This window comes from Pseudomonas sp. 22189, from assembly GCF_052045635.1.
Lineage (GTDB): Bacteria > Pseudomonadota > Gammaproteobacteria > Pseudomonadales > Pseudomonadaceae > Aquipseudomonas > Aquipseudomonas parakoreensis.
In genome coordinates this window covers 1-25,234 of sequence record NZ_JBQEPG010000007.1, presented here as the reverse complement: position 1 = coordinate 25,234, position 25,234 = coordinate 1, and the positions used below count along the sequence as shown (strand labels likewise).

The following is a 25,234-nucleotide window of genomic DNA, read 5'->3' as shown; positions in this document are numbered from 1 at the left end:
CACCATGCCATCCCCCTTCCGCTCCAGGAGTTACTTCATGTCGCTGCGATCTATCGCCCTTCTGACTTTTTGCGTGCTGTTGGCCGCGTGCAGCAAGGTCAATCAGGAAAACTATTCCAAGCTTTCGGCCGGCATGGCCAAGGCCGAGGTTGAGACGCTGCTCGGCAAACCCACCGACTGTTCGGGTGCGCTCGGCATGTCCAGTTGCACCTGGGGCGACAAAAACAGCTTTATCAGCGTGCAGTACGCCGGTGACAAAGTGCTGATGTTTTCTGGCCAAGGCCTGAAGTAAACCGGGGCCAAGCGCCCACGGGAGAAAAATAATGAAGCGGTTATTGTTCGTCCTTTTTGCCGGCCTGGTACTGGCCGGCTGCGCCACTCACGGTGAAGATCCGCTGGCGCCCAAGACGGCTCACAGTGTCAACCTCAAGCGTTATCAGGGCACCTGGTATGAACTGGCGCGCCTGCCGATGTACTTCCAGCGCAACTGCGCGCAATCCGAAGCCCATTATTCGCTAAGGCCGGACGGCAACGTCGACGTGCTCAATCGTTGCTTGACCGCCGACTGGCAATGGGAAGAAGCCAAAGGCAAGGCTTATCCACAGGTGCCAGGCAAGACCGACAAGCTGTGGGTCGAATTCGATACCTGGTTCTCGCGCTTGATTCCCGGAGTGGCGAAAGGCGAATACTGGGTGTTGTACGTCAGCGACGACTATAAGACCGCCATCGTCGGCGACCCGAGCCGCAAGTACATGTGGTTGCTGTCCCGCACGCCGACCGTCAACGGTGTGGTGCGTGAGGAGTTGCTGAGCAAGGCGCGTCAGCAGGGTTACGACACCACGCGACTGATCTGGCGAGCGTCGGATCGGCAGATGGCGAAGACTTCGAATTAAAGACCACCACCAATCAAATGTGGGAGCGAGCCTGCTCGCGAAGAGGNTGTGTCAGTTAACGAAAATGTTGCTGATACACCGCTTTCGCGAGCAGGCTCGCTCCCACATTTTTGTTTTGTGTCAGCCTAAAAGTTCGCGCAGAACCTGGGTGAAGGCGCGTGCGCTTTCCTCTTCGCCTGCATGCCGGCCATCGCGCACCACCCACTGGCCATTGACCAATACATCGCGCACCTGTCGGTCAGCGCCAGCGAACAACCAGCGATTCAAAATCCCGTCACCACTGGCCGTGGCCAGATACGGATCATTGCCGTCGAGCACGATCCAGTCGGCACGCTTGCCGACTTCCAGCGCGCCAATCGGCTGCCCCAACGCCTGCGTCCCGCCGTCCAGCGCCGCGTCATACAGCGTGCGCCCGACCATCGGCTGATCCGCCCCATACAAACGGTTGCGCCGCTGGTCGCGCAGACGCTGGCCGTATTCCAGCCAACGCAATTCCTCGACCACGCTGAGCGACACATGGCTGTCGGAACCGATGCCCATGCGTCCGCCCTGGGCGAGGAAATCCACCGCTGGGAAAATCCCGTCGCCCAGATTCGCTTCAGTGGTCAGGCACAGGCCGGCGATGGCGCGACTTTTGGCCATCAGCGTGACTTCCTCGGGATTGGCGTGGGTGGCGTGAACCAGGCACCAGCGCTGATCGACTTCGGTGTTTTCATAGAGCCATTGCAGCGGCCGACGACCGCTCCAGCTCAGGCAGTCATCGACTTCCTTCTGCTGTTCGGCGATGTGGATGTGCACCGGGCACTGCTTGTCGCTCGCCGCCAGCACTTCGCTGATCTGTTGCGGGGTGACCGCGCGCAATGAGTGGAAGCACAGCCCCAGCGATTGCGCTTTTTGCTGAGCCAGCAGCGGCTGCAGGCGCGCTTGCAGGTTCAGATAGTTTTCGGTGCTGTTGATAAAGCGGCGCTGCCCGTCATTGGGCGTTTGGCCGCCGAATCCGGAATGGCTGTAAAGCACCGGCAACAGGGTCAGACCGATGCCGCTGTCGCTCGCTGCCTGGCTGATGCGCAGTGCCAGTTCGGCCGGATCGGCATACGGCTGACCGTTGTTGTCGTGGTGCACATAGTGGAATTCAGCAACCGAGGTGTAACCGGCCTTGAGCATTTCGATGTACAGCTGACGGGCAATCACGCCGAGCTGCTCCGGGCTGATTTTTCCGACGAGGCGATACATCAGGTCGCGCCAGGTCCAGAAGCTGTCGTTGGGATTGCCAGCCACTTCGGCCAGTCCCGCCATCGCGCGTTGGAAGGCATGGGAATGCAGATTGGGCATGCCCGGCAGCAGCGGACCGCTCAGCCGCTCGGCGCCATCTGCGGTGGAATCGGCCTGGATTCGGGTCAGCATGCCATCGGCACTGACTTCGAGACGTACATGGTTGGCCCATCCGTTAGGCAGCAGCGCGCGTTCGGCAAAGAAGGCGGACATGGTTCAGCACCCCATCGTGTGTTATTTGTATATACATATACAGACGTTTGCCTGCCCGGTAAACTCCGGCAAGCTAGCAACCTTCATCCAATGAACAGGGATCCACCGTGCCGACTCCGCCTCCAGTCTCCCCGTTGGCCGCGAACCTGGGCGACAGTCCGGCGCCCTTGTACGCCCGCGTCAAACAGATGATCACCCAGCAGATCGACAGCGGTAACTGGCCACCGCACTACCGCGTGCCGTCGGAAAGCGAACTGGTCAGCCAGCTCGGTTTCAGCCGCATGACCATCAACCGCGCGCTGCGCGAAATGACCGCCGACGGCCTGCTGGTGCGCATGCAAGGTGTCGGCACGTTTGTCGCCGAACCGAAGAGCCAGTCTGCGCTGTTCGAAGTGCACAACATCGCCGACGAAATCGCCTCCCGTGGGCATCGCCACACCTGTCAGGTGATCACCCTCGAAGAAGAGGCCGCCGGCTCCGAGCGCGCGTTGGCGCTGGACATGCGCGAAGGGCAGAAGGTCTTCCATTCGCTGATCGTGCATTACGAAAACGACATTCCGGTGCAAATCGAAGACCGTTTCGTCAACGCGCTGGTCGCTCCGGAATACCTCAAGCAGGATTTCACCCTGCAAACCCCTTACGCCTATCTCAACCAGGTCGCGCCGTTGACTGAAGGCGAGCACGTGGTCGAAGCGATCCTCGCCGAGCCGTCCGAGTGCAAGTTGCTGCAGATCGAGAAAGGCGAGCCGTGCCTGTTGATCCGTCGTCGTACGTGGTCGGGCCGTCAGCCGGTGACGGCGGCGCGCCTGATTCATCCCGGTTCTCGTCATCGTCTGGAAGGACGCTTTCATAAATGAGCAGTGAAGTGAAAGTTTTACGCGCCGAAGGTTACCCGCGCATGCCGTGGAAAAACGGCGGCGGCAGCACCGAAGAGATCACCCGTGACGCCGGTGCTGGCCTGGATGGTTTTGGCTGGCGTCTGTCGATTGCCGACATTGCCGAGTCGGGCGGTTTCTCGACCTTTGCCGGTTACCAGCGAGTTATCACCGTGTTGCAGGGTGACGGCATGACCTTGTGCGTCGATGGTGATGACACGCGTCCATTGTTACCGCTGGACCCGTTTGCATTCAGCGGCGAAAGCCAAGTGTCCTGCACCTTGCTCGGCGGTGCGATACGCGACTTCAACCTGATTTACGCACCGCAGCGTTACCACGCGCGGTTGCAGTGGCTGGACGGTGAACAGCGGTTTTTCAGCTCGGCCTCGACGGTGCTGGTGTTCAGTGTCAGCGAGCTGCTGCAAGTGCGGGTCGGTGACAGCACTGCGCAACTGGCCCGACATGATTGCCTGCAACTGCACGGTAACATCGGTCTGGTTGAAGTCGCGGTCAATGCCGCGTGCTGCGTGATCGAGCTGACGGCACGCTGATCCAACTCTGGTAACACTCCTGTGGTGAGGGGATTTATCCCCGATGGCGGTGCAGCAGACCTTTTGGGACCGCTACGCGCTCCATCGGGGATAAATCCCCTCACCACAATTGCATTTCGATTCCTGTTTCCCTCAGCGCACCAACTTGTTACCGAACGCCCCAGCGTGGCGCAAAGCCACGGGTTCGTAACGATCTTCCGCGACCTCAATTCTCCCCCGCAAAAAATTTCATCCGCGCCACAACCCTTGTTTCCAGCGCTCTGTAGCCCTGTTCGCGATTTTTCTTGAACGGCTCTTCAGTGAGTTGGCCGCTTGATTGCATATGCTTGTATGTACAAGTAAAGACGTATGCGTATAAGTCCGCAGCGTCCACTGATTCGCTTGTCGCGCATTGAGGCGCACAGGCTGCTTGCCCACTGCCAGGGTTGGTTTGAATTGATCGCTGAGGAGTCTTTTTCGTGACTGACACAAAACCTACTAAGTACCGTGACGTCGAGATCCGCGCTGCACGCGGCAACAAGCTGACCGCCAAGAGCTGGCTGACCGAAGCGCCGCTGCGCATGCTGATGAACAACCTCGATCCGGAAGTGGCCGAGAACCCGAAAGAGCTGGTGGTTTACGGTGGTATCGGTCGCGCCGCGCGTAACTGGGAGTGCTACGACAAGATCGTCGAGAGCCTGACCAATCTGAATGACGACGAAACCCTGCTGGTGCAGTCGGGCAAACCGGTCGGCGTGTTCAAGACTCACAGCAACGCCCCGCGCGTATTGATCGCCAACTCCAACCTGGTGCCGCACTGGGCGAGCTGGGAACACTTCAACGAACTCGACGCCAAAGGCCTGGCCATGTACGGCCAGATGACCGCCGGCAGCTGGATCTACATCGGCAGCCAGGGCATCGTTCAGGGCACCTACGAAACCTTCGTCGAAGCCGGTCGCCAGCACTACAACGACAACCTCAAAGGCAAGTGGGTCCTGACCGCGGGTCTGGGCGGCATGGGCGGTGCTCAGCCGCTGGCTGCAACTCTGGCTGGCGCCTGCTCGCTGAACATCGAATGCCAGCAGGTGAGCATCGATTTCCGCCTGAAAAGCCGTTATGTCGACGAGCAAGCCAAAGACCTCGACGACGCCTTGGCACGCATCGCCAAATACACCGCCGAAGGCAAAGCGATCTCCATCGCCCTGCTGGGTAACGCCGCAGAAATCCTCCCGGAACTGGTCAAGCGCGGCGTGCGTCCGGACATGGTCACCGACCAGACCAGTGCCCACGACCCACTGAACGGCTACCTGCCGGCGGGCTGGACCTGGGACGAGTACCGCGCCCGCGCCAAGACCGAGCCGGCTGCCGTGATCAAAGCCGCCAAGCAATCGATGGCGGTCCACGTCAAAGCGATGCTGGCGTTCCAGAAGCAAGGCATCCCGACCTTCGACTACGGCAACAACATCCGTCAGATGGCGCAGGAAGAAGGCGTGGAAAACGCGTTCGACTTCCCGGGCTTCGTCCCGGCCTACATTCGCCCACTGTTCTGCCGTGGCATCGGCCCGTTCCGTTGGGCGGCGCTGTCGGGTGATCCGCAGGACATCTTCAAGACCGACGCCAAAGTCAAAGAGCTGATCCCGGACGACGCCCACCTGCACAACTGGCTGGACATGGCCCGCGAGCGCATCAGCTTCCAGGGTCTGCCGGCACGTATCTGCTGGGTCGGTCTGGGCCTGCGTGCCAAGCTCGGTCTGGCGTTCAACGAAATGGTGCGCAGCGGTGAGCTGTCGGCACCGATCGTGATCGGTCGCGACCACCTCGACTCCGGCTCGGTCGCCAGCCCGAACCGCGAAACCGAATCGATGCAGGACGGTTCCGACGCTGTCTCCGACTGGCCACTGCTCAATGCGCTGCTGAACACCGCGAGCGGCGCGACCTGGGTCTCACTGCACCACGGTGGTGGCGTGGGCATGGGCTTCTCGCAGCACTCGGGCATGGTGATCGTCTGCGACGGTACTGACGAAGCGGCCGAGCGTATTGCGCGCGTGCTGCACAACGACCCGGCCACTGGCGTCATGCGTCACGCCGATGCCGGTTACCAGATCGCCATCGACTGCGCGAAGGAGCAGGGGCTGAACCTGCCGATGATTACCGGTAAATAAACCGATAGCCCTGTAGGAGCTGCCGAAGGCTGCGATCTTTTGATGTTGATTTTTTAAGGTCAAGAGATCGCAGCCTCGTTTCACTCGACAGCTCCTACAGGTGTAGGAACCAACCCAGAATAACAATCCACAGAGGTTGAATCATGGCTGTAACCCCCGATCGTGCAGGTAACAAACCGTTGATCGAAAGGCGTTCGATCGACTACATCCCGGAAGCGGAAAGACACGGTCGTCTGTTGAGCCAGTTCACCCTGTGGATGGGTGCGAATCTGCAAATCACCGCGATTGTTACCGGGGCCCTGGCCGTGGTGCTGGGCGGTGATGTGTTCTGGTCGTTGATCGGTCTGTTGATCGGTCAACTGCTCGGCGGCGGCGTGATGGCGCTGCACGCGGCGCAAGGGCCGAAGCTGGGTCTGCCGCAGATGATTTCCAGCCGCGTGCAATTCGGCGTCTACGGCGCGGCGATCCCGATCGTGCTGGTGTGCCTGATGTACCTGGGCTTTACCGCCACCGGCACCGTGCTGTCCGGTCAGGCGCTGGGCCAGTTATTCGGGGTCAGCGACACCGTCGGCATCCTGCTGTTTGCCAGTGTCATCGTGGTGGTCACCGTGCTCGGTTATCGGGTGATCCACTGGATCGGCCGGGTTGCCAGCGTCATTGGCGTGATTGCCTTTGTGTATCTGTTCAGCCGCCTGCTGAGTCAGGTGGATGTGGGCGCCCTGTTGCAGATCCGTCACTTCAGCTGGAGCAGCTTCTTGCTGGCAGTGTCGCTCGCGGCGTCCTGGCAGATCGCCTTCGGCCCGTATGTGGCGGACTATTCGCGTTACTTGCCGAGCAAGGTTTCCTCGGTGAAAACCTTCTTTGCCGCTGGCGCCGGTTCGGTCATCGGCGCGCAGGTGGCGATGGTCCTTGGCGTGTTCGCTGCGGCGTCGGCCAACGGCCAGTTCGCCGGGCATGAAGTGGCCTACATCGTCGGGCTGGGCGGCACCGGTGCCACGGCGGCGCTGCTGTACTTCAGCATCGCCTTCGGCAAGGTCACCATCTCGACGTTGAACTCGTACGGCAGCTTCATGTGCATCGCCACGATCATCAGCGGTTTCCGTGGGCACCTGACGGTCTCGCGCCTGCAGCGTCTGGTGTTCGTGCTGGTGATTGTCGGTGCGGCGACCCTGATCGCACTGCTTGGCCAGCACTCGTTCCTCGGTGCGTTCAAGTCGTTCATCCTGTTTCTGCTGGCGTTCTTCACGCCATGGAGCGCGATCAACCTGGTCGACTACTACTGCATCACTCGTGAACGCTATGACGTACCGGCGCTGGCCGATCCGAATGGTCGCTACGGCCGCTGGAACCTGCTCGGGATCAGCGTCTATGTGTTCGGTGTGCTGGTGCAGCTGCCGTTCATCTCCACCAAGTTCTACACCGGCCCGCTAGTGGCTGCCCTCGGTGACGTGGATATTTCCTGGATCATCGGCCTGGTGCTGCCTGCCGCGCTGTATTACCTGTGCGCAAAAAAATGGCACGGCTCGGTGCCTGATCAGCTGATTTTGCCGCTCGAGCAGAACAGTGTTGTACAACCTGAAAAAAGTGGGGCCGGGCGCGCTGCGGCGCAGGCCTGATTGGACGTGGACAGGGCTGGATGCCTCTTGACTGCCGTAAGCCAATTCATGATTAGGAGCGTCGCAATAATGAAATCGAACAAGACCCTGCTCACCACACTGCTGTCCATGGGCCTGCTGGCCAGTGCCGGCGCCACCCAGGCTGCCGGCTGGTGCGAATCCGGCAAACCGGTGAAATTCGCCGGCCTGAACTGGGAAAGCGGCATGCTGCTGACCGACGTGCTGCAAGTGGTGCTGGAGAAAGGTTACGACTGCAAGACCGACAGTCTGCCGGGCAACTCCATCACCATGGAGAACGCCTTGAGCAGCAACGACATTCAAGTGTTCGCCGAAGAGTGGGTCGGCCGCAGCGAAGTCTGGAACAAGGCTGAGAAGGCCGGCAAAGTCGTCGGTGTCGGCGCCCCGATCGTCGGCGCTATCGAAGGCTGGTACGTGCCGCGCTACGTGATCGAAGGCGATGCCAAACGCAAGATCGAGGCAAAAGCCCCGGACCTGAAAAACATTGCCGATCTGGGCAAATACGCGACGATTTTCAAGGACGCCGAAGAGCCGTCCAAGGGCCGTTTCTACAACTGCCCGGCGGGCTGGACCTGTGAGCTGGACAACAGCGAAATGCTCAAGAGCTACGGCCTGGAAAACAGCTACACCAACTTCCGTCCGGGCACCGGCCCGGCGCTGGATGCGGCGGTGCTGTCGAGCTACAAGCGTGGCGAGCCGATCCTGTTCTACTACTGGTCGCCAACCCCGCTGATGGGCCAGATCGACGCGGTCAAACTTGAAGAAAAACCGGGCGTCGACAAGAGCGTGAGCATCAAGGTCGGTCTGTCGAAAACCTTCCACGAACAGGCGCCGGAACTGGTGGCCGTGCTGGAGAAGGTCAATCTGCCGATCGATCTGCTGAACCAGAACCTGGGCCGCATGGCGAAGGAACGTATCGAGTCGCCAAAACTGGCGAAAATCTTCCTCAAGGAACATCCTGAGGTCTGGCACGCGTGGGTCAGTGACGACGCAGCCAAGAAAATCGACGCGGCGCTGTAGGTCGATACCTCCCGGCTAACCGTGAGGCTGGCCGGGAGATATGCCGTCATCGCTTGATTGAGATTTCTGATTGAGAGCCGCTTATGTTTCCCGAAAGCTTTACCTTTTCCATCGCCGACTGGGTCAACGGTTGGGTCGATTCGCTGGTCACCAATTATGGTGATGTGTTCCGCCATATCTCCGACACGCTGCTGTGGGCCATCGTCAACCTCGAAGGCCTGCTGCGTGCCGCGCCGTGGTGGTTGATGCTGGCGATCGTTGGCGTGGTCGCCTGGCACGCCACGCGTAAAGTCGTGACCACCGCCGTCATCGTCGGTCTGCTGTTCCTGGTGGGCGCTGTCGGCCTGTGGGACAAACTCATGCAGACGCTGGCGTTGATGATGGTCGCGACGATCATTTCGGTGCTGATCGGCATTCCGCTGGGGATTCTCTCGGCGCGTAGCAATCGCCTGCGTTCGGTGCTGATGCCGCTGCTCGACATCATGCAGACCATGCCCAGCTTCGTGTACCTGATTCCGGTGCTGATGCTGTTCGGCCTGGGCAAGGTCCCGGCGATTTTCGCCACGGTGATCTACGCCGCGCCGCCGCTGATTCGCCTGACCGATCTGGGCATTCGCCAGGTCGACGGTGAAGTGATGGAGGCGATCAACGCCTTCGGTGCCAACCGCTGGCAGCAACTGTTCGGTGTGCAACTGCCGCTGGCTCTGCCGAGCATCATGGCCGGGATCAACCAAACCACGATGATGGCCCTGTCGATGGTGGTGATCGCCTCGATGATCGGCGCCCGAGGTCTGGGTGAAGACGTACTGGTGGGGATTCAGACCCTCAACGTCGGACGCGGCCTCGAAGCCGGTCTGGCGATCGTGATTCTCGCAGTGGTCATCGACCGCATTACTCAGGCGTACGGTCGGCCACGGCATGAGGTGAGCAAATGAACAACGCAACCGTGAGCAAGATCGAAGTCAAAAACGTCTTCAAGATATTCGGCAACCGCGCCAAGGACGCCCTGGCGATGGTCGGCCAGGGCAAGACCAAGGATCAGGTGCTGAACGAAACCGGTTGTGTGGTCGGGGTCAACGACCTGTCGCTGAGCATCGGCACTGGCGAGATCTTCGTGATCATGGGCCTGTCCGGCTCGGGCAAGTCGACGCTGGTGCGCCACTTCAATCGCCTGATCGACCCCACTAGCGGCGCGATCCTGGTCGACGGCGTGGACATCCTGCAATACGACATGGAAGCGCTGCGCGAATTTCGCCGGCACAAGATCAGCATGGTGTTCCAGAGCTTCGGCCTGCTGCCGCACAAGACCGTGCAGGAGAACGTCGCCTACGGCCTGAAAGTGCGCGGCGAGAGCAAGCAGATGTGCGCCGAACGTGCGCTGCACTGGATCAATACCGTGGGCCTCAAAGGCTACGAAAACAAATACCCGCACCAGCTCTCCGGCGGCATGCGTCAGCGCGTGGGTCTGGCCCGCGCCTTGGCGGCGGACACCGACATCATCCTGATGGACGAAGCATTCAGTGCGCTGGATCCGCTGATCCGCGCCGAGATGCAGGACCAGTTGCTGGAGCTGCAAAAGACCCTGCACAAGACCATCGTGTTCATCACCCACGACCTCGACGAGGCCGTGCGCATCGGCAACCGCATTGCGATCCTCAAGGACGGCCGCCTGATCCAGGTCGGCACCCCGAGAGAGATCCTGCATTCGCCGGCGGATGAGTATGTCGACCGGTTCGTGCAGCGGCGGGCGGCAGTAGTCTGAAATGGATTGCCTTTGTGGCGAGGGGATTTATCCCCGATGGGTGGCGAAGCCGCCCCCAAACATTGCATGCGGTGCACCTGAAACATCCTGGCTGCAGTTTTTGGGGCTGCTGCGCAGCCCATCGGGGATAAATCCCCTCGCCACAGGGTGTATCAACAGAATTGGTATGAGGTTTTAGATGTCCCAGGCTGAAAAAATCATCATCACCGGCAACCCCCTGCACTGGCAGGACGTGGTCGCCGTCGCCCGTCATGGCGCGCAACTGGAGCTGTCGAGCGAGACCTGGGCACGTATCGAAAACGCTCAGGGCATCGTCCAGCGCATCGTCGAAAGCGGCGAGCGTGCTTATGGCGTCAATACCGGCCTGGGTGGTTTGTCCAATGTCTCGCTGAAGGACGAACAACTCAGCCAGCTCTCGCGCAACACCTTGCTCAGTCACGCCTGTGGTGTCGGCCCGGTGCTGCCCGATGAGCAGACCCGCGCGATCATCTGCGCGGCGATTCACAACTACAGCCACGGCAAATCCGGTATTCATCGCCGCGTGGTCGAAGCGTTGCTGGCGCTGCTCAATCGGGGCATCACCCCGCAGGTGCCGTCGCAAGGTTCGGTGGGTTACCTGACGCACATGGCGCACATCGGCATCGCGCTGCTGGGCGTGGGCAATGTCAGCTATCGCGGGCAAATCATCTCGGCGCAGCAGGCGTTGGCCGAAGAAGGCCTGCAACCGGTGCAGCTCGGCGCAAAGGACGGTTTGTGCCTGGTCAACGGCACGCCGTGCATGACCGGCCTCAGCTGCCTGGCGATTGCCGATGCGACGCGACTGGTGCAATGGGCCGACGTGATCGGCGCCATGAGCTTCGAAGCCCAGCGCGGCCAGATCGCCGCGTTCGACGCCGAGATCATCGCGCTCAAACCGCACCCGGGCATGCAGCAGGTCGGGAGCAATCTGCGTGCGTTACTCGATGGCAGTGAAGTGATCGCGACCAGCAAAGGCATTCGCACTCAGGATGCGCTGAGCATCCGCTCGATCCCGCAGGTGCACGGCGCAGCGCGCGATCAACTGGAACATGCGATCAGGCAGGTGGAAGCCGAACTCAATGGCTGCACCGATAACCCGTTGCTGCTGGGCACGCCGGACAACTTCCGGGTGATGTCGCAGGCTAACCCGCACGGCCAGTCAGTGGCGATGGCAGCGGATCTGCTGGCGATTGCCATGGCCGAAATCGGCTCGATTGCCGAGCGTCGCCTCGATCGCCTGGTCAACCCGCATGTCAGCGGTCTGCCGGCGTTTCTGGTGGCCAATCCGGGGGTGAACTCCGGAATGATGATCGTGCAATACGTCGCCGCCTCGCTGTGTGCCGAGAACCGCCAACTGGCGCAACCGGCGGTGCTCGACAACTACGTCACCTCGGGCCTGCAGGAAGACCACTTGAGCATGGGCACCAGCGCTGCGCTGAAGCTGCACCGTGCCCTCGAAAACTGCACGCAGATCCTCGCCATCGAGTACCTGCTGGCGGCGCAGGCCTTTGAATTTCTCAAGGCGCAGCGCTTTGGCGCAGGCACCGACCGGGCGTGGCGCCTGCTGCGTGAAACCGTCCCGGCCTACGATCAGGATCGCTGGCTGGCGCCGGACATCGCTGCCGCCGCAAGCATTCTGAAACACCCGGATTCGCTGCACAACGTATTACCGAATCTGCACTGACAATACCCATACCAGCGTGCCAAGGCGTGGATCGTCCACAAGACGAGAAACGACGGATAACGGAATGCTCCGGAGCGACTGGTAGTTAATAACAATGCCTAAACAGGAGCATTTAAATGACTGCGCTGAACCTGATTCCCGGCCAATTGAGCCTGGCCCAACTGCGTGACGTTTATCAGCAACCGGTCAAGCTGACCCTCGACCACAGCGCCTCCGCGCAGATCGAGGCCAGCGTTGCGTGTGTCGAGCAGATCCTCGCCGAGAACCGTACCGCCTACGGCATCAACACCGGTTTCGGCCTGCTGGCCTCGACCCGCATCGCCAGTGAAGACCTGGAAAACCTCCAGCGCTCGCTGGTGCTGTCCCACGCCGCCGGCGTCGGTCAGCCGATCAGCGATGAACTGGTGCGGCTGATCATGGTGCTCAAGGTCAACAGCCTCAGCCGTGGTTTCTCCGGCATCCGCCGCGTGGTGATCGACGCGCTGATCGCGCTGATCAACGCCGAGGTGTACCCGCACATTCCGCTCAAAGGTTCGGTGGGCGCCTCCGGTGACCTGGCACCGCTGGCGCACATGTCGCTGGTGCTGCTCGGCGAGGGCAAGGCGCGCTACAAGGGCGAGTGGATGGAAGCGACTGAGGCGCTGAAAGTCGCCGGTCTGACCCCGCTGACCCTGGCGGCGAAAGAAGGTCTGGCGCTGCTCAACGGTACTCAGGTGTCCACCGCATTTGCCCTGCGCGGTCTTTTTGAAGGTGAAGACCTGTTTGCCGGTGCGCTGGCAATCGGCGGTCTGACGGTGGAAGCGGTGCTCGGTTCGCGCTCGCCGTTCGATGCACGTATTCACGCCGCTCGCGGTCAGAAAGGTCAGATTGATGCTGCAGCCGCGTATCGCGATCTGCTCGGTGAGCGCAGTGAAGTCTCCGACTCGCACCAGAACTGCGAGAAGGTTCAGGACCCGTACTCGCTGCGTTGCCAGCCACAGGTCATGGGCGCCTGCCTGACCCAGTTCCGTCAGGCCGCCGATGTGCTGGTGGTCGAAGCCAACGCCGTCTCCGACAACCCGTTGGTGTTCGCCGCTGAAGGCGATGTGATTTCCGGCGGTAACTTCCACGCCGAGCCGGTGGCCATGGCCGCCGACAACATGGCCCTGGCCATTGCTGAAATCGGCTCGCTGAGCGAACGCCGTATCTCGCTGATGATGGACAAGCACATGTCGCAACTGCCGCCGTTTCTGGTGGCCAATGGCGGCGTCAACTCGGGCTTCATGATCGCTCAGGTGACCGCCGCGGCACTGGCCAGCGAGAACAAGGCGCTGGCCCATCCGCATTCGGTCGACAGCCTGCCGACCTCGGCCAACCAGGAAGACCACGTGTCGATGGCTCCGGCCGCCGGCAAGCGCCTGTGGGAAATGGCCGAGAACACCCGCGGGATTCTCGCGGTGGAATGGCTGGCGGCGGTGCAGGGGCTGGACCTGCGCAATGGTCTGAAGACCTCGGCCAAGCTGGAACAGGCGCGGGCGATTCTGCGCCGCGAAGTGCCATTCTATGAGAAGGATCGCTTCTTTGCGCCGGACATCAATGCGGCGACCGAGTTGTTGGCTTCGCGGTGTCTGACCGAGCTGGTTCCAGCCAGGCTGCTGCCGAGCCTGTAAGGCCCTCATCGCTGGCAAGCCAGCTCCCACAAATACCTGTGGGAGCTGGCTTGCCAGCGATACGATTTTGAACAAGACGAGGACTTGGGATGAAAACCCTCTGGCAACACTGCCACGTCGCAACCATGGCGCAAGGCGTCTACTCGATCATCGAGGATGCGGCCATTGTGACGTCCGGTGCGCACATCGAGTGGATCGGCCCGCGCAATCAATTGCCCTCTGGCGAATACCCGGCGGTCAACGACCTGCAAGGCGCGTGGGTCACCCCCGGCCTGATCGACTGCCACACCCACACGGTGTTCGGTGGCAACCGCAGCGGCGAATTCGAGAAACGCTTGCAAGGCGTCAGCTACGCCGAGATCGCGGCGCAAGGCGGCGGTATCGCCAGCACTGTGCGCGCCACCCGTGAAGCGAGCGAAGACGAGCTGTTCGCCAGCGCCGCCAAGCGTTTGAAAAGCCTGATGCGCGACGGCGTGACCACGGTCGAGATGAAGTCCGGCTACGGTCTGGATCTGGCCAGCGAACGCAAGATCCTGCGGGTCATTCGCCGGCTCGCCGCGCAACTGCCGATCAGCGTGCGCAGCACCTGTCTGGCTGCCCACGCCTTGCCGCCGGAGTACAAGGATCGCGCTGACGACTACATCGAGCACATCTGCGCCGAGATGCTTCCCGCTTTGGCCGCCGAAGGTCTGGTCGATGCCGTGGATGCGTTCTGCGAGTACCTGGCGTTCTCGCCGGAGCAGGTCGAGCGGGTGTTCATCACTGCGCAAAAGCTTGGTCTGCCGGTAAAGCTGCATGCCGAACAATTGTCGTCACTGCATGGCTCCAGCCTGGCTGCGCGCTATAAGGCGTTGTCCGCCGATCACCTGGAGTTCATGGATGAAGACGACGCCATCGCCATGGCCAAAGCCGACACCGTCGCCGTGCTGTTGCCGGGCGCGTTCTATTTCCTTCGCGAAACCCAGTTGCCACCGATGGACGCCCTGCGCAAGCACAAGGTGAAAATCGCCATCGCCAGCGACCTCAACCCCGGCACCTCGCCGGCGCTGTCGTTGCGCCTGATGCTGAACATGGCCTGCACCTGTTTCCGCATGACCCCGGAAGAAGCCCTGGCGGGCGCGACCCTCCACGCGGCGCAAGCGCTGGGCATGGCTGACACCCACGGTTCGCTGGAAGTCGGCAAGGTCGCGGACTTTGTCGCCTGGCAGATCGACCGCCCGGCAGACCTGGCCTATTGGCTCGGGGGCGATCTGGACAAACGCGTCGTGCGTCACGGCGTTGAATCAAGTCTGTAGGAGAGCGGTTGTGGATAAGGTTCTGAACTTCAAACAAGGTCGCGTGCCGCTGCTGATCAGCATGCCTCACGCTGGCGTACGTCTGACCCCGGCGGTCGAGGCCGGATTGATCCCGGACGCGAAAAGCCTGCCGGACACCGACTGGCACATTCCGCAGCTTTACGATTTTGCCGAGGCGTTGGGCGCCAGCACGTTGGCCGCCGAGTACTCGCGGTTTGTCATCGACCTGAACCGCCCGTCCGACGACAAACCGCTGTACGCCGGCGCCACCACCGGGCTGTACCCGGCGACGCTGTTTGACGGTATCCCGTTGTTCAAGGAAGGCCTGGAGCCTTCGAAAGAGGAGCGCGCGACCTATCTGGAACAGATCTGGACGCCCTATCACCGCACCCTGCAGCAAGAGCTGGCGCGGCTGAAGGCTGAGTTCGGCTATGCGCTGCTGTTCGACGCGCACTCGATCCGCTCGGTCATCCCGCACCTGTTCGACGGCAAACTGCCGGATTTCAACCTCGGCACCTTCAACGGCGCCAGTTGCGATCCACAACTGGCGACGCAACTGGAAGCCATCTGCGCCCGTCACGACCCTTACAGCCACGTGCTCAACGGGCGCTTCAAGGGCGGCCACATTACCCGCCATTACGGCAACCCGGCCGAGCACATCCACGCCGTGCAACTGGAGCTGTGCCAGAGCACCTACATGGAAGAGTTCGAACCTTTCCGCTACCGCGCCGATCTGGCGGAGCCGACGCGGGTGGTGCTCAAGGCGTTGCAGCAGGGTTTGCTCGCCTGGGGCGAGAGCCACTACCCATCCTGAACACAGACCCACACCCCCTGTGAGAGCGAGCTTGCTCGCGAAAGCATCGTGTCAGTCGATTATGAGGTGACTGATTCACCGCATTCACGAGCAAGCTCGCTCCCACGAGGGGGCGGTGGTCCGTCCGGGTCGCCGCTGTGCAAAACACAGTCGCCACCGTTCATCTTTCCCTCTCGTCGCCTGCGTAATGTTGCGGCCACGGTGCACCAGACACCGACCTGACAATAATCCGCTGCCGCACGAGAACCCCCGAATGAAAAAGCTCTTCACTCGTTGTGCGTTAATCCTCACCGGTAGCGCGCTGTTCAGCGCTGGCGTCATGGCCAATGACGACGCCTCCTGCAAAACCGTGCGCATGGGCGTGGTCAACTGGACCGACGTGATCGCCACCAGCGGCATGGCCGATGTGTTGCTCAATGGTCTCGGCTACGACAGCAAGCAGACCAGCGCGGTGCAGCAGATCATCTTTGCCGGCATTCGCGACAAGCGTCTGGACATCTTCCTCGGCTACTGGAGACCGGCGATGGACAACAACATTGCACCCTTCCTCGCTGCCAACCAGGTCAAAGTCCTGGACAAGCCGAGTCTGGCAGATGCTCAGGCGACGCTGGCGGTGCCGGATTACGTGGCGGCGGCCGGGTTGAAAACCTTCGCCGACATCGCGAAGTTCAAGGATCAGTTGGGCGGCAAGATCTACGGCATCGAGCCGGGCAGTGGGGCCAACACCACCATCAAGAGCATGATCGAGACCAACCACTTCGGTCTGAAGGATTTCAAGATCATCGAGTCCGGTGAGGCAGGCATGCTCGCCGCTGTGCAACGCGCGGTGAATCGCAAGGAGTTTGTGGTGTTCGTCGGCTGGACCCCGCACCCGATGAACATCAACATGAAGATCACCTACCTGACCGGCAGCGAAGACGTCTACGGCCCCAACGAAGGCGCCGCCACCGTGTCCACCGTGACCGCGCCGGATTACGCCGAACGCTGCCCGAACGTCCATCGCCTGCTGCAAAACCTGACATTCACTGCCGCCCAGGAAAGCCAGCTGATGGTACCGATCATGGCGCGCAAGACGCCGCAGGAAGTGGCGAAGAACTGGCTGCGTGAACACCCCGAGGATCTGCAGCGCTGGCTGGCCGGGGTCAGCAGTTTCGATGGCAAGGATGGCGTGGGCGCGGTTCAGGCCAGTCTGAAAAACTGATGAGCCATTATCCGCTGACGCCGGCCATGGCGGCCTTCGTTACCCGAACTGAAAGTTTCGTCAGTGATGACAGCAGTCTCGCAGGACTGCGCCAGGCCTATGACGCCATGTGTCGGGTCTTCACCCCTGAACGGCCCGCAGGGCTGGAGGTCGTCGACTTCCAGTTGAGCGGCGTACCGGTGCGTTCCTACCGGCCGCCGCTCAAGCCACCGGCCAGCGGCTGGCCTTGCGTGTTGTACTTGCATGGCGGTGGTTGGGTCGTCGGTGGGCTCGACTCTCACGACTTCATCTGTTTCGAGCTAGCCATGGCGCTGGGTGCGATGGTGGTGGCGGTGGATTATCGGCTGGCGCCAGAACATCCATACCCGGCGGGGTTCGAAGATTGCCTGAGTGTCTGGCGCGCGTTGCGCAGCGGGCCGTTCTGGTTTGACCCGCAGAAACTGCTGGTAGCCGGCGACAGCGCCGGTGGCAATCTCGCCGCCGCGTTGTGCCTGGCGTTGCGCGATGCCGGCGAGGCAATGCCGGCGGCTCAAGTGCTGATCTATCCCGGCCTTGGCGGTGACGACCGGTTGCCGTCACGCAGCGAATGCGCCGATGCACCGTTGCTCGGCAGCCATGATGTGCACAGCTATCACGCGTTATACCTGCGCGGCAGCCCTCGGCCGGATGCTTATGCCATGCCGCTGCTCGCTGACGATTTCAGTGGTTTGCCGCCAGCCTGGATCGCCGTGGCGCAATTCGATCCGCTGCGCGACGACGGCGTGCGCTACGCCGAACGACTGGCCAGCGCCGGCACAGACGCTTCGCTCTATTACGGCGAAGGGTTGGTGCACGGTTGTTTGCGTGCGCGAGGTCAGGTCGCCGAGGTCGACCGGCTCTACGAAAACCTGTTGAGGTTCATGGCTGACAAATTGTGACTGCGTGCGGGCATGCTCATTGATGTAAATCGGGTTTATGATGCCGGACGGCAGAATAATAGAAGTCCCCCCAGGGATGACCTCGACCCCTTACGGAGCACGCAATGCAGACATTGTTTCCGCAGATCAAACCCCATGCCCGGCACGATCTGGCTGTCGATGACACCCACACGCTGTACGTCGACGAAAGCGGTTCGCCGGAAGGCTTGCCGGTGGTGTTCATCCACGGTGGCCCCGGCGCCGGTTGCGACGCGCAGAGCCGTCGCTATTTCGACCCGAATCTGTATCGCATTGTCACCTTCGACCAGCGCGGCTGCGGACGCTCCACCCCCCACGCCAGCCTGGAAAACAACACCACCTGGGATCTGGTCGCCGACCTCGAGCGTATCCGCAAGCACCTGGGCATCGACAAATGGGTGCTGTTTGGCGGTTCGTGGGGCTCGACCCTGGCGCTGGCCTACGCACAAACCCATCCGGAGCGTGTTCACGGTCTGATCCTGCGTGGGATCTTTCTCTGCCGTCCGCAGGAAATCGAGTGGTTCTATCAGGCCGGTGCCAGCCGTCTGTTTCCCGATTACTGGCAGGACTACATCGCGCCGATCCCGCTGGACGAGCGCGACGATCTGCTCAGCGCTTTCCACAAGCGCCTGGTCGGTAATGATCAGATCGCCCAGATGCACGCGGCCAAGGCCTGGTCGACGTGGGAAGGGCGCACCGCGACCCTGCGGCCGAACCCGCTGGTGGTCGACCGTTTCTCCGAGCCGCAGCGCGCCCTGTCGATCGCGCGGATCGAATGCCACTACTTCACCAACAATGCGTTCCTCGAGCCGAACCAGCTGATCCGCGACATGGGCAAGATCGCTCATCTGCCGGGGGTGATCATTCACGGTCGCTACGACGTGATCTGCCCGCTGGACAACGCCTGGGAATTGCATCAGGCCTGGCCGAACAGCGAGCTGCAGGTGATTCGCGATGCTGGCCACGCCGCCTCCGAGCCAGGCATTACCGACGCGCTGGTGCGTGCCGCGAGCAACATGGCCCGCCGCCTGCTCGACCTGCCGCCTGAAGAAGCATGAAGGGGCTGCTACAGCGCGTGCGCGGTGCGCGGGTCGAAGTCGCGGGAGAAATAGTCGGCGCGGTGGATCAGGGTTTGCTGGTGCTGGTGGCGGTCGAACCCGACGACACCCGTGCCAGTGCCGACAAACTTCTGCATAAGCTGCTTAACTATCGGGTATTCAGTGACGCCGAGGGCAAGATGAATCTGTCCCTGGCGGATGTGGGCGGCGGGTTGCTGCTGGTCTCTCAGTTCACCCTGGCTGCCGACACCAAGAGCGGGTTGCGTCCGAGTTTCTCGACCGCAGCCCCTCCGGCATTGGGCGAGGAATTGTTCGACTATCTATTCAGCAAAGCGAAACAGATGCATGGCACTGTGGCATCAGGTAGATTCGGCGCGGATATGCAGGTGCACCTGGTCAACGATGGCCCGGTAACCTTCCTGTTACAGACATGAAAGCGCTTGAAACATCTTTTCAAAGGCTTTTCGACTGAAAACAGGCGTTTTTCGCGATAAATACTTTGTTACCCCTGATGCGTTGTCACGCGGGCTACTAGATAATCGCGCGCTATGGGGATCAGCGTTCGCTGGTCCATTTTTGACTTAGGTAGAGACTTGTCTGGATCCGATTGGGGAATCATTTTGCCCCAGTGGAGTCGGAACAATGCTCGCCAACCTGGCATATAGATAGCTGGCCGTTGGTTTTTTGATCTGTTTTCGGCGAGGGTTGCTCGTGATTGTTAGTCCCTGTAATGCAGCAAAAATGTCTGCCAAACGCATGCGAAGTGCCCTGGTAGCGGGTTCGGCGCTCCTGTGCCTGCTCAGCGCCGGCCAGCTTTGGGCGTTCAATCTTGACGATGTATCAGCCAAGGCTAAAGAGCTCGCCGGGCAGAAATTCGAAGCCCCGCGCAGCAACCTGCCGAACGAATTCCGCGACATGAAATTCGCGGACTATCAGAAAATCCGCTTCCTCACCGAAAAGGCTGAGTGGGCCGATCAGAAGACCCCGTTCAAGCTGTCCTTCTATCACCAGGGCATGCACTTCGATACGCCGGTGAAAATCAACGAAATCACGGCGAACACCGTCGAAGAGATCAAATACGATCCGACCCGCTTCGATTTTGGCGACCTCAAGTTCGATCCGAAGGCCACCGAGCAGCTGGGCTACGCCGGTTTCCGTGTGCTGTACCCGATCAACAAGGTCGACAAGCAAGACGAAATCATGACCATGCTTGGCGCGAGCTACTTCCGCGTCGTCGGCAAGGGTCACACCTACGGTCTGTCGGCCCGTGGTCTGGCGATCGACACCGCGCTGCCGTCGGGCGAAGAGTTTCCGCGTTTCCGCGAGTTCTGGATTCAGCAGCCGAAGCCGGGCGACAAGCACCTGGTGATCTTCGCCCTGCTCGATTCGCCGCGCGCCACCGGTGCCTACCGTCTGATCCTGCGTCCGGGCAGCGACACCATTGTCGACGTCAAGGCGCAGATGTTCCTGCGTGACAAGGTCGGCAAACTGGGCATCGCGCCGTTGACCAGCATGTTCCTGTTCGGCGCCAACCAGCCGTCGAAAGTCCTCAACTACCGTCGTGAACTGCACGACTCCAGCGGTCTGTCGATCCATGCCGGCAACGGCGAGTGGATCTGGCGTCCGCTGAACAACCCGAAACACCTGGCCGTGAGCAACTTCAGCGTCGAGAACCCGCGTGGTTTCGGTCTGCTGCAGCGTGGCCGCGACTTCAGCCACTACGAAGACCTCGACGACCGCTACGACAAGCGCCCAAGCGCCTGGATCGAGCCGAAGGGCGAGTGGGGCAAGGGCACCGTTGATCTGGTAGAGATTCCGACCGCCGACGAAACCAACGACAACATCGTTGCGTTCTGGAGCCCGGAAACCATGCCGGAGCCAGGCAAGCCGCTGGACTTCGCCTACCGTTTGCACTGGACCATGGACGAAGCGGCGATTCACGCCCCCGACAGCGCCTGGGTCAAGCAGACCCTGCGTTCGACCGGTGACGTCAAGCAGTCGAACCTGATCCGTCAGCCGGACGGCAGCGTCGCCTACCTGGTCGACTTCGAAGGTCCATCGCTGGCAGCCCTGGCGCCGGATGCCGACGTGCGCAGTCAGGTCAGCGTTGGCGATAACGCCGAGCTGGTCGAGAACAGCGTGCGCTACAACCCGGAAACCAAGGGCTGGCGCCTGACCCTGCGGATGAAGATCAAGGACGCGAGCAAGTCCACCGAGATGCGTGCTGCCCTGGTCCAGCCAGTGGTCACCGCTGATCTGGCCAAATCTTCGGTACCGGCGTCGAATTCGTCGGTGGCCAAGGCTGACAAGATCGCCGCCAAGCAACAAGAGAAGGAAGACAAGGAAGCCAAGGCCGCTGAAGCCAAACAGGCCGACGCCAAGCCCGCCGCAGATGCCAAGGACAAGGCCAACAAAGACGCCAAGCAGCCAGCGGCTGCGAACGCGGCCCCAGCCACACCGGAATCGGCACCGACTGAAGAAGTCCTGACCGAGACCTGGAGCTATCAGTTGCCTGCCGATGAGTAACTCTCAAGTACAGCCAGAAACTCTGTCGGAGTATCTGGCGCATCTGCCGATGACCGACGAGCAGCGCGCGGAACTCGCGGGCTGCCAGTCTTTCAGCGAACTGCACCAGCGCCTGTCGTCGCCAATGTTCGACGCCTCTGCCGAAGCCGCCCAGGCTTCGGTGGGCAAGCGCCTGACCCTGAGCACCGCCGAGGAACTGGAAGAGGCGGAAATGCTGGTGCTCGACGCCAGCGGCCGGGTCGCCATGAAGGCGACGCCGCCCATCCACCGGACCAAAGTCGTGCCAGAACCCTGGCGCACCAATATTCTGGTGCGTGGCTGGCGCCGTCTGACCGGTCGCACCAACCCGCCGCAGCCGCCAAAAGATGCGAATGTGTTGCCGGCCGCGCGCTGGCGCACCGTCGGTTCGATCCGTCGCTACATTCTGTTGCTGCTGATGCTCGGCCAGACCATCGTCGCCGGCTGGTACATGAAAGGCATCATGCCGTACCAGGGCTGGTCGTTCGTCGATCTTGAAGAGGTTCTGCACCAGCCGCTGCTGCAAACCGCCACGCAAGTGCTGCCGTATGCGCTGCAAACCAGCATCCTGATTCTGTTCGGGATTCTGTTCTGCTGGGTGTCGGCCGGCTTCTGGACGGCGCTGATGGGCTTCCTCGAGTTGCTCACCGGTCACGACAAATACCGTATCTCCGGCAAAAGCGCTGGCAACGAGCCGATTCCGAAGGACGCCCGTACTGCGCTGGTGATGCCGATCTGCAACGAAGACGTGCCCCGGGTATTCGCCGGTCTGCGCGCCACCTTCGAATCGGTCGCGGCCACCGGTGATCTGGATCGCTTCGACTTCTTCGTCCTCAGCGACAGTAACGACACCGATATCTGCGTCGCCGAGCAACAGGCCTGGTTGGACGTCTGCCGCGAAGCCAAAGGCTTCGGCAAGATCTTCTATCGCCGCCGTCGCCGTCGTGTGAAACGCAAGAGCGGCAACCTCGACGACTTCTGCCGTCGTTGGGGCGGTGACTACAAGTACATGGTCGTGCTCGACGCCGACTCGGTGATGAGCGGCGAGTGCCTGACCAGTCTGGTACGCCTGATGGAAGCCACGCCGGACGCCGGGATCATCCAGACCGCGCCACGTGCGTCGGGCATGGACACGCTGTATGCGCGCATGCAGCAGTTCGCCACCCGCGTTTACGGTCCGCTGTTTACCGCCGGTCTGCACTTCTGGCAGTTGGGTGAATCCCACTACTGGGGTCACAACGCGATCATCCGCATGAAGCCGTTCATCGACCACTGCGCCCTGGCGCCGTTGCCGGGCAAAGGTGCGTTCTCCGGGGCGATCCTGTCTCACGACTTCGTTGAAGCCGCGCTGATGCGTCGTGCCGGTTGGGGCGTGTGGATTGCCTACGATCTGCCGGGCAGCTACGAAGAACTGCCGCCAAACCTGCTCGACGAACTCAAGCGTGACCGTCGCTGGTGCCACGGCAACCTGATGAACTTCCGCCTGTTCCTGGTCAAGGGCATGCACCCGGTGCACCGTGCGGTGTTCCTGACTGGCGTGATGTCGTACCTGTCGGCGCCGTTGTGGTTCTTCTTCCTGGTGCTGTCGACCGCGCTGCTGGCGGTGAACACGCTGATGGAGCCACAGTACTTCCTGGAACCACGTCAGCTTTATCCGCTGTGGCCGCAATGGCACCCGGACAAGGCGATCGCGCTGTTCTCGACGACCATTGTGCTGCTGTTCCTGCCGAAACTGCTGAGCATCATCCTGATCTGGGCCAAGGGCGCGAAAGAGTTCGGTGGCAAGTTCAAGGTGACCCTGTCGATGCTGCTGGAGATGCTGTTCTCCATGTTGCTGGCGCCGGTGCGGATGATTTTCCACACCCGTTTCGTCCTGGCCGCGTTCCTCGGCTGGGCCGCGACCTGGAACTCGCCGCAGCGTGACGACGACTCCACGCCATGGAGCGAGGCGGTCAAGCGTCACGGTCCGCAGACCCTGCTGGGTTTCTGCTGGGCGCTGCTGGTGATCTGGCTGAACCCGAGCTTCCTGTGGTGGCTGGTGCCGATCGTCGGTTCGCTGATGCTGTCGATTCCGGTGTCGGTGATTTCCAGTCGTGTCGGTCTGGGCCTCAAGTCCCGTGACGAGAGCCTGTTCCTCATCCCCGAGGAATACAATCCGCCGCAGGCGCTGCTGGCGACCGATCAGTACACCCACGAAAACCGTTGGCACGCACTGAATGACGGCTTTATTCGTGCGGTGGTCGATCCACAGCAGAACGCCTTGGCGTGTTCGCTGGCGACGGCCCGTCACGGTCAGGCCGAGCCGATCGAGTGGCTGCGTCAGGAGCGTGTGCGTCACGCGATCAAGGTCGGTCCGGCCGGGCTGAACAACCATGATCGCCTGCAACTGCTGAGCGATCCGGTGGCCCTGGCCCGTCTGCACGAGCAGGTGTGGGCCGAAGGTCACGCCGAGTGGCTGGATGCCTGGCGCGCTTCGGTGAAAGCCGATCCCCACGCGCCGCTGCTGCCGCTCAAGCCTGTGAGCATGCAGGCGCAACCGGCTTAAGAAAAAGCCCCGCCAATGCGGGGCTTTTTTTTAAAAGATCGCAGCCTTCGGCAGCTCCTACAGGTGTGCACATAACCCTGTAGGAGTTGCCGAAGGCTGCGATCTTTTGCTTTCAAAACCCTCCCCGCAACAACAAATCGCCGCAAAAAACCTTGTGCAAACGGACGAGTGCGTTAGCATCCGTCCCCGAATTGGCGCACCCGGGCATTTTTGCCCATCACGGCTGTTTTTCGCGCCGCACATGCAATGGTTTTGGGGACTTGAAGATGAAGAAGTATCTGTCGATGCTGCTGGTCGGCGTCACGGCACTGGTTGCAGTCAATGCGGCGCACGCCGGTGCAATCGATGACGCGGTCAAGCGCGGCACATTGAAAGTCGGTATGGATCCGACCTACATGCCGTTCGAAATGACCAACAAGCGCGGCGAGATCATCGGCTTCGAAGTCGACATCCTCAAAGCCATGTCCAAGGCCATGGGGGTCAAGCTGGAGCTGGTGTCTACCGGTTACGACGGGATCATTCCGGCCCTGATGACCGACAAGTTCGACATGATCGGCAGCGGCATGACCCTGACTCAGGAACGCAACCTGCGCCTGAACTTCAGCGAACCGTTCATTGTGGTCGGCCAGACCCTGCTGATCCGCAAGGAGCTGGAAGGCACCATCAAGTCCTATAAAGACCTGAACACCGCCGACTACCGCATCACCTCCAAGCTCGGCACCACCGGTGAGATGGTCGCCAAGAAGCTGATCGCCAAAGCCAAGTACCACGGCTACGACAACGAGCAGGAAGCCGTGCTCGACGTGGTCAACGGCAAGGCCGACGCGTTCATCTACGACGCACCGTACAACGTGGTCGCGGTGAACAAGGTCGGCGCCGGCAAACTGGTGTTCCTCGACAAGCCGTTCACCTACGAGCCGCTGGCCTTCGGTCTGAAGAAGGGTGATTACGACAGCCTCAACTTCATCAATAACTTCCTGCACCAGATCCACGAAGACGGCACTTACGATCGCATCCATGACAAGTGGTTCAAGAGCACCGAGTGGCTCAAGGACATGGAATAAGCCCGGTCGCATAGACCGAGTTGCCCCATTCGCGAGCAGGCTCGCTCCCACATTGGAATGCATTCC

The 25,234-nt window shown here is 61.2% G+C and carries 21 protein-coding genes; 20 read left to right on the top strand and 1 reads right to left on the bottom strand.

Annotated features, from left to right (window positions below):
- Positions 1-37: 37 nt before the first annotated feature.
- Together ACTJKS_RS09150 and ACTJKS_RS09145 are read left to right on the top strand one after the other, a co-directional pair.
- Positions 38-292, top strand: coding sequence for a hypothetical protein (locus ACTJKS_RS09150; RefSeq protein ID WP_003220802.1), 255 nt, complete (start codon positions 38-40; stop codon positions 290-292).
- Positions 293-323: 31 nt separating this feature from the next.
- Positions 324-893 (top strand): lipocalin family protein, encoded by a 570-nt coding sequence (locus tag ACTJKS_RS09145; protein WP_041071454.1) that lies wholly within the window; start codon positions 324-326, stop codon positions 891-893.
- A gap of 120 nt (positions 894-1,013) precedes the next feature.
- On the opposite strand, the gene ACTJKS_RS09140 is transcribed toward ACTJKS_RS09145, so the two are convergent.
- Positions 1,014-2,378, bottom strand: coding sequence for a formimidoylglutamate deiminase (locus tag ACTJKS_RS09140; protein ID WP_108181421.1), 1,365 nt, complete (start codon positions 2,376-2,378; stop codon positions 1,014-1,016).
- Positions 2,379-2,566: 188 nt separating this feature from the next.
- Between ACTJKS_RS09140 and hutC the strand changes: the two genes are divergently transcribed.
- The 18 genes from hutC (at position 2,567) to ACTJKS_RS09050 (ending at position 25,168) form a co-directional block, all read left to right on the top strand.
- Positions 2,567-3,235 carry a histidine utilization repressor gene (gene hutC, locus ACTJKS_RS09135; protein WP_230679353.1) on the top strand — a complete coding sequence of 223 codons (669 nt, stop codon included), beginning with the start codon at positions 2,567-2,569 and terminating at the stop codon, positions 3,233-3,235.
- A complete protein-coding gene (locus ACTJKS_RS09130; RefSeq protein WP_108181422.1) occupies positions 3,232-3,804 on the top strand; it encodes a HutD/Ves family protein in 573 nt (190 codons plus the stop codon). Before hutC ends, ACTJKS_RS09130 begins: the two co-directional genes overlap by 4 nt.
- A gap of 458 nt (positions 3,805-4,262) precedes the next feature.
- Positions 4,263-5,945, top strand: a complete 1,683-nt coding sequence (gene hutU / locus ACTJKS_RS09125) for a urocanate hydratase (protein WP_262947718.1) — start codon at positions 4,263-4,265, stop codon at positions 5,943-5,945.
- Between the two features lie 143 nt (positions 5,946-6,088).
- A complete protein-coding gene (locus tag ACTJKS_RS09120) occupies positions 6,089-7,561 on the top strand; it encodes a purine-cytosine permease family protein (protein WP_041071465.1) in 1,473 nt (490 codons plus the stop codon).
- 69 nt (positions 7,562-7,630) lie between these two features.
- Positions 7,631-8,599 carry an ABC transporter substrate-binding protein gene (locus ACTJKS_RS09115; protein ID WP_041071468.1) on the top strand — a complete coding sequence of 323 codons (969 nt, stop codon included), beginning with the start codon at positions 7,631-7,633 and terminating at the stop codon, positions 8,597-8,599.
- Positions 8,600-8,682: 83 nt separating this feature from the next.
- Complete coding sequence (locus tag ACTJKS_RS09110; RefSeq protein ID WP_007949591.1) at positions 8,683-9,534, top strand: ABC transporter permease; 852 nt, start codon at positions 8,683-8,685, stop codon at positions 9,532-9,534.
- Positions 9,531-10,361, top strand: coding sequence for a quaternary amine ABC transporter ATP-binding protein (locus ACTJKS_RS09105; RefSeq protein WP_222017140.1), 831 nt, complete (start codon positions 9,531-9,533; stop codon positions 10,359-10,361). Before ACTJKS_RS09110 ends, ACTJKS_RS09105 begins: the two co-directional genes overlap by 4 nt.
- Positions 10,362-10,539: 178 nt before the next feature.
- A complete protein-coding gene (gene hutH, locus ACTJKS_RS09100) occupies positions 10,540-12,063 on the top strand; it encodes a histidine ammonia-lyase (RefSeq protein ID WP_262947720.1) in 1,524 nt (507 codons plus the stop codon).
- Positions 12,064-12,179: 116 nt separating this feature from the next.
- The gene (gene hutH / locus ACTJKS_RS09095; RefSeq protein WP_086793939.1) at positions 12,180-13,712 is read left to right on the top strand and encodes a histidine ammonia-lyase; all 1,533 of its coding nucleotides are present in this window, start codon (positions 12,180-12,182) and stop codon (positions 13,710-13,712) included.
- 89 nt (positions 13,713-13,801) lie between these two features.
- The gene (gene hutI, locus ACTJKS_RS09090; RefSeq protein ID WP_108181427.1) at positions 13,802-15,007 is read left to right on the top strand and encodes an imidazolonepropionase; all 1,206 of its coding nucleotides are present in this window, start codon (positions 13,802-13,804) and stop codon (positions 15,005-15,007) included.
- Between the two features lie 10 nt (positions 15,008-15,017).
- Positions 15,018-15,821, top strand: a complete 804-nt coding sequence (gene hutG / locus ACTJKS_RS09085) for an N-formylglutamate deformylase (RefSeq protein WP_262947722.1) — start codon at positions 15,018-15,020, stop codon at positions 15,819-15,821.
- Positions 15,822-16,074: 253 nt separating this feature from the next.
- Complete coding sequence (locus ACTJKS_RS09080; RefSeq protein WP_108181429.1) at positions 16,075-17,022, top strand: choline ABC transporter substrate-binding protein; 948 nt, start codon at positions 16,075-16,077, stop codon at positions 17,020-17,022.
- A complete protein-coding gene (locus ACTJKS_RS09075) occupies positions 17,022-17,939 on the top strand; it encodes an alpha/beta hydrolase (protein ID WP_108181430.1) in 918 nt (305 codons plus the stop codon). The genes ACTJKS_RS09080 and ACTJKS_RS09075 overlap by 1 nt, the downstream gene beginning before the upstream one ends.
- Before the next feature lie 104 nt (positions 17,940-18,043).
- Positions 18,044-19,015, top strand: coding sequence for a prolyl aminopeptidase (pip, locus tag ACTJKS_RS09070; RefSeq protein ID WP_003220824.1), 972 nt, complete (start codon positions 18,044-18,046; stop codon positions 19,013-19,015).
- On the top strand, positions 19,012-19,449 hold the full coding sequence (dtd, locus tag ACTJKS_RS09065; protein ID WP_041071491.1) for a D-aminoacyl-tRNA deacylase: 438 nt from the start codon (positions 19,012-19,014) through the stop codon (positions 19,447-19,449). The genes pip and dtd overlap by 4 nt, the downstream gene beginning before the upstream one ends.
- Before the next feature lie 307 nt (positions 19,450-19,756).
- A complete protein-coding gene (locus tag ACTJKS_RS09060; RefSeq protein WP_262947723.1) occupies positions 19,757-21,541 on the top strand; it encodes a glucan biosynthesis protein G in 1,785 nt (594 codons plus the stop codon).
- Positions 21,534-24,104: a glucans biosynthesis glucosyltransferase MdoH gene (gene mdoH / locus ACTJKS_RS09055; RefSeq protein ID WP_262947724.1), complete on the top strand. Its 2,571-nt coding sequence runs from the start codon at positions 21,534-21,536 to the stop codon at positions 24,102-24,104. Before ACTJKS_RS09060 ends, mdoH begins: the two co-directional genes overlap by 8 nt.
- 266 nt (positions 24,105-24,370) lie before the next feature.
- Positions 24,371-25,168 carry a transporter substrate-binding domain-containing protein gene (locus tag ACTJKS_RS09050; RefSeq protein WP_041071500.1) on the top strand — a complete coding sequence of 266 codons (798 nt, stop codon included), beginning with the start codon at positions 24,371-24,373 and terminating at the stop codon, positions 25,166-25,168.
- Positions 25,169-25,234: the final 66 nt, after the last annotated feature.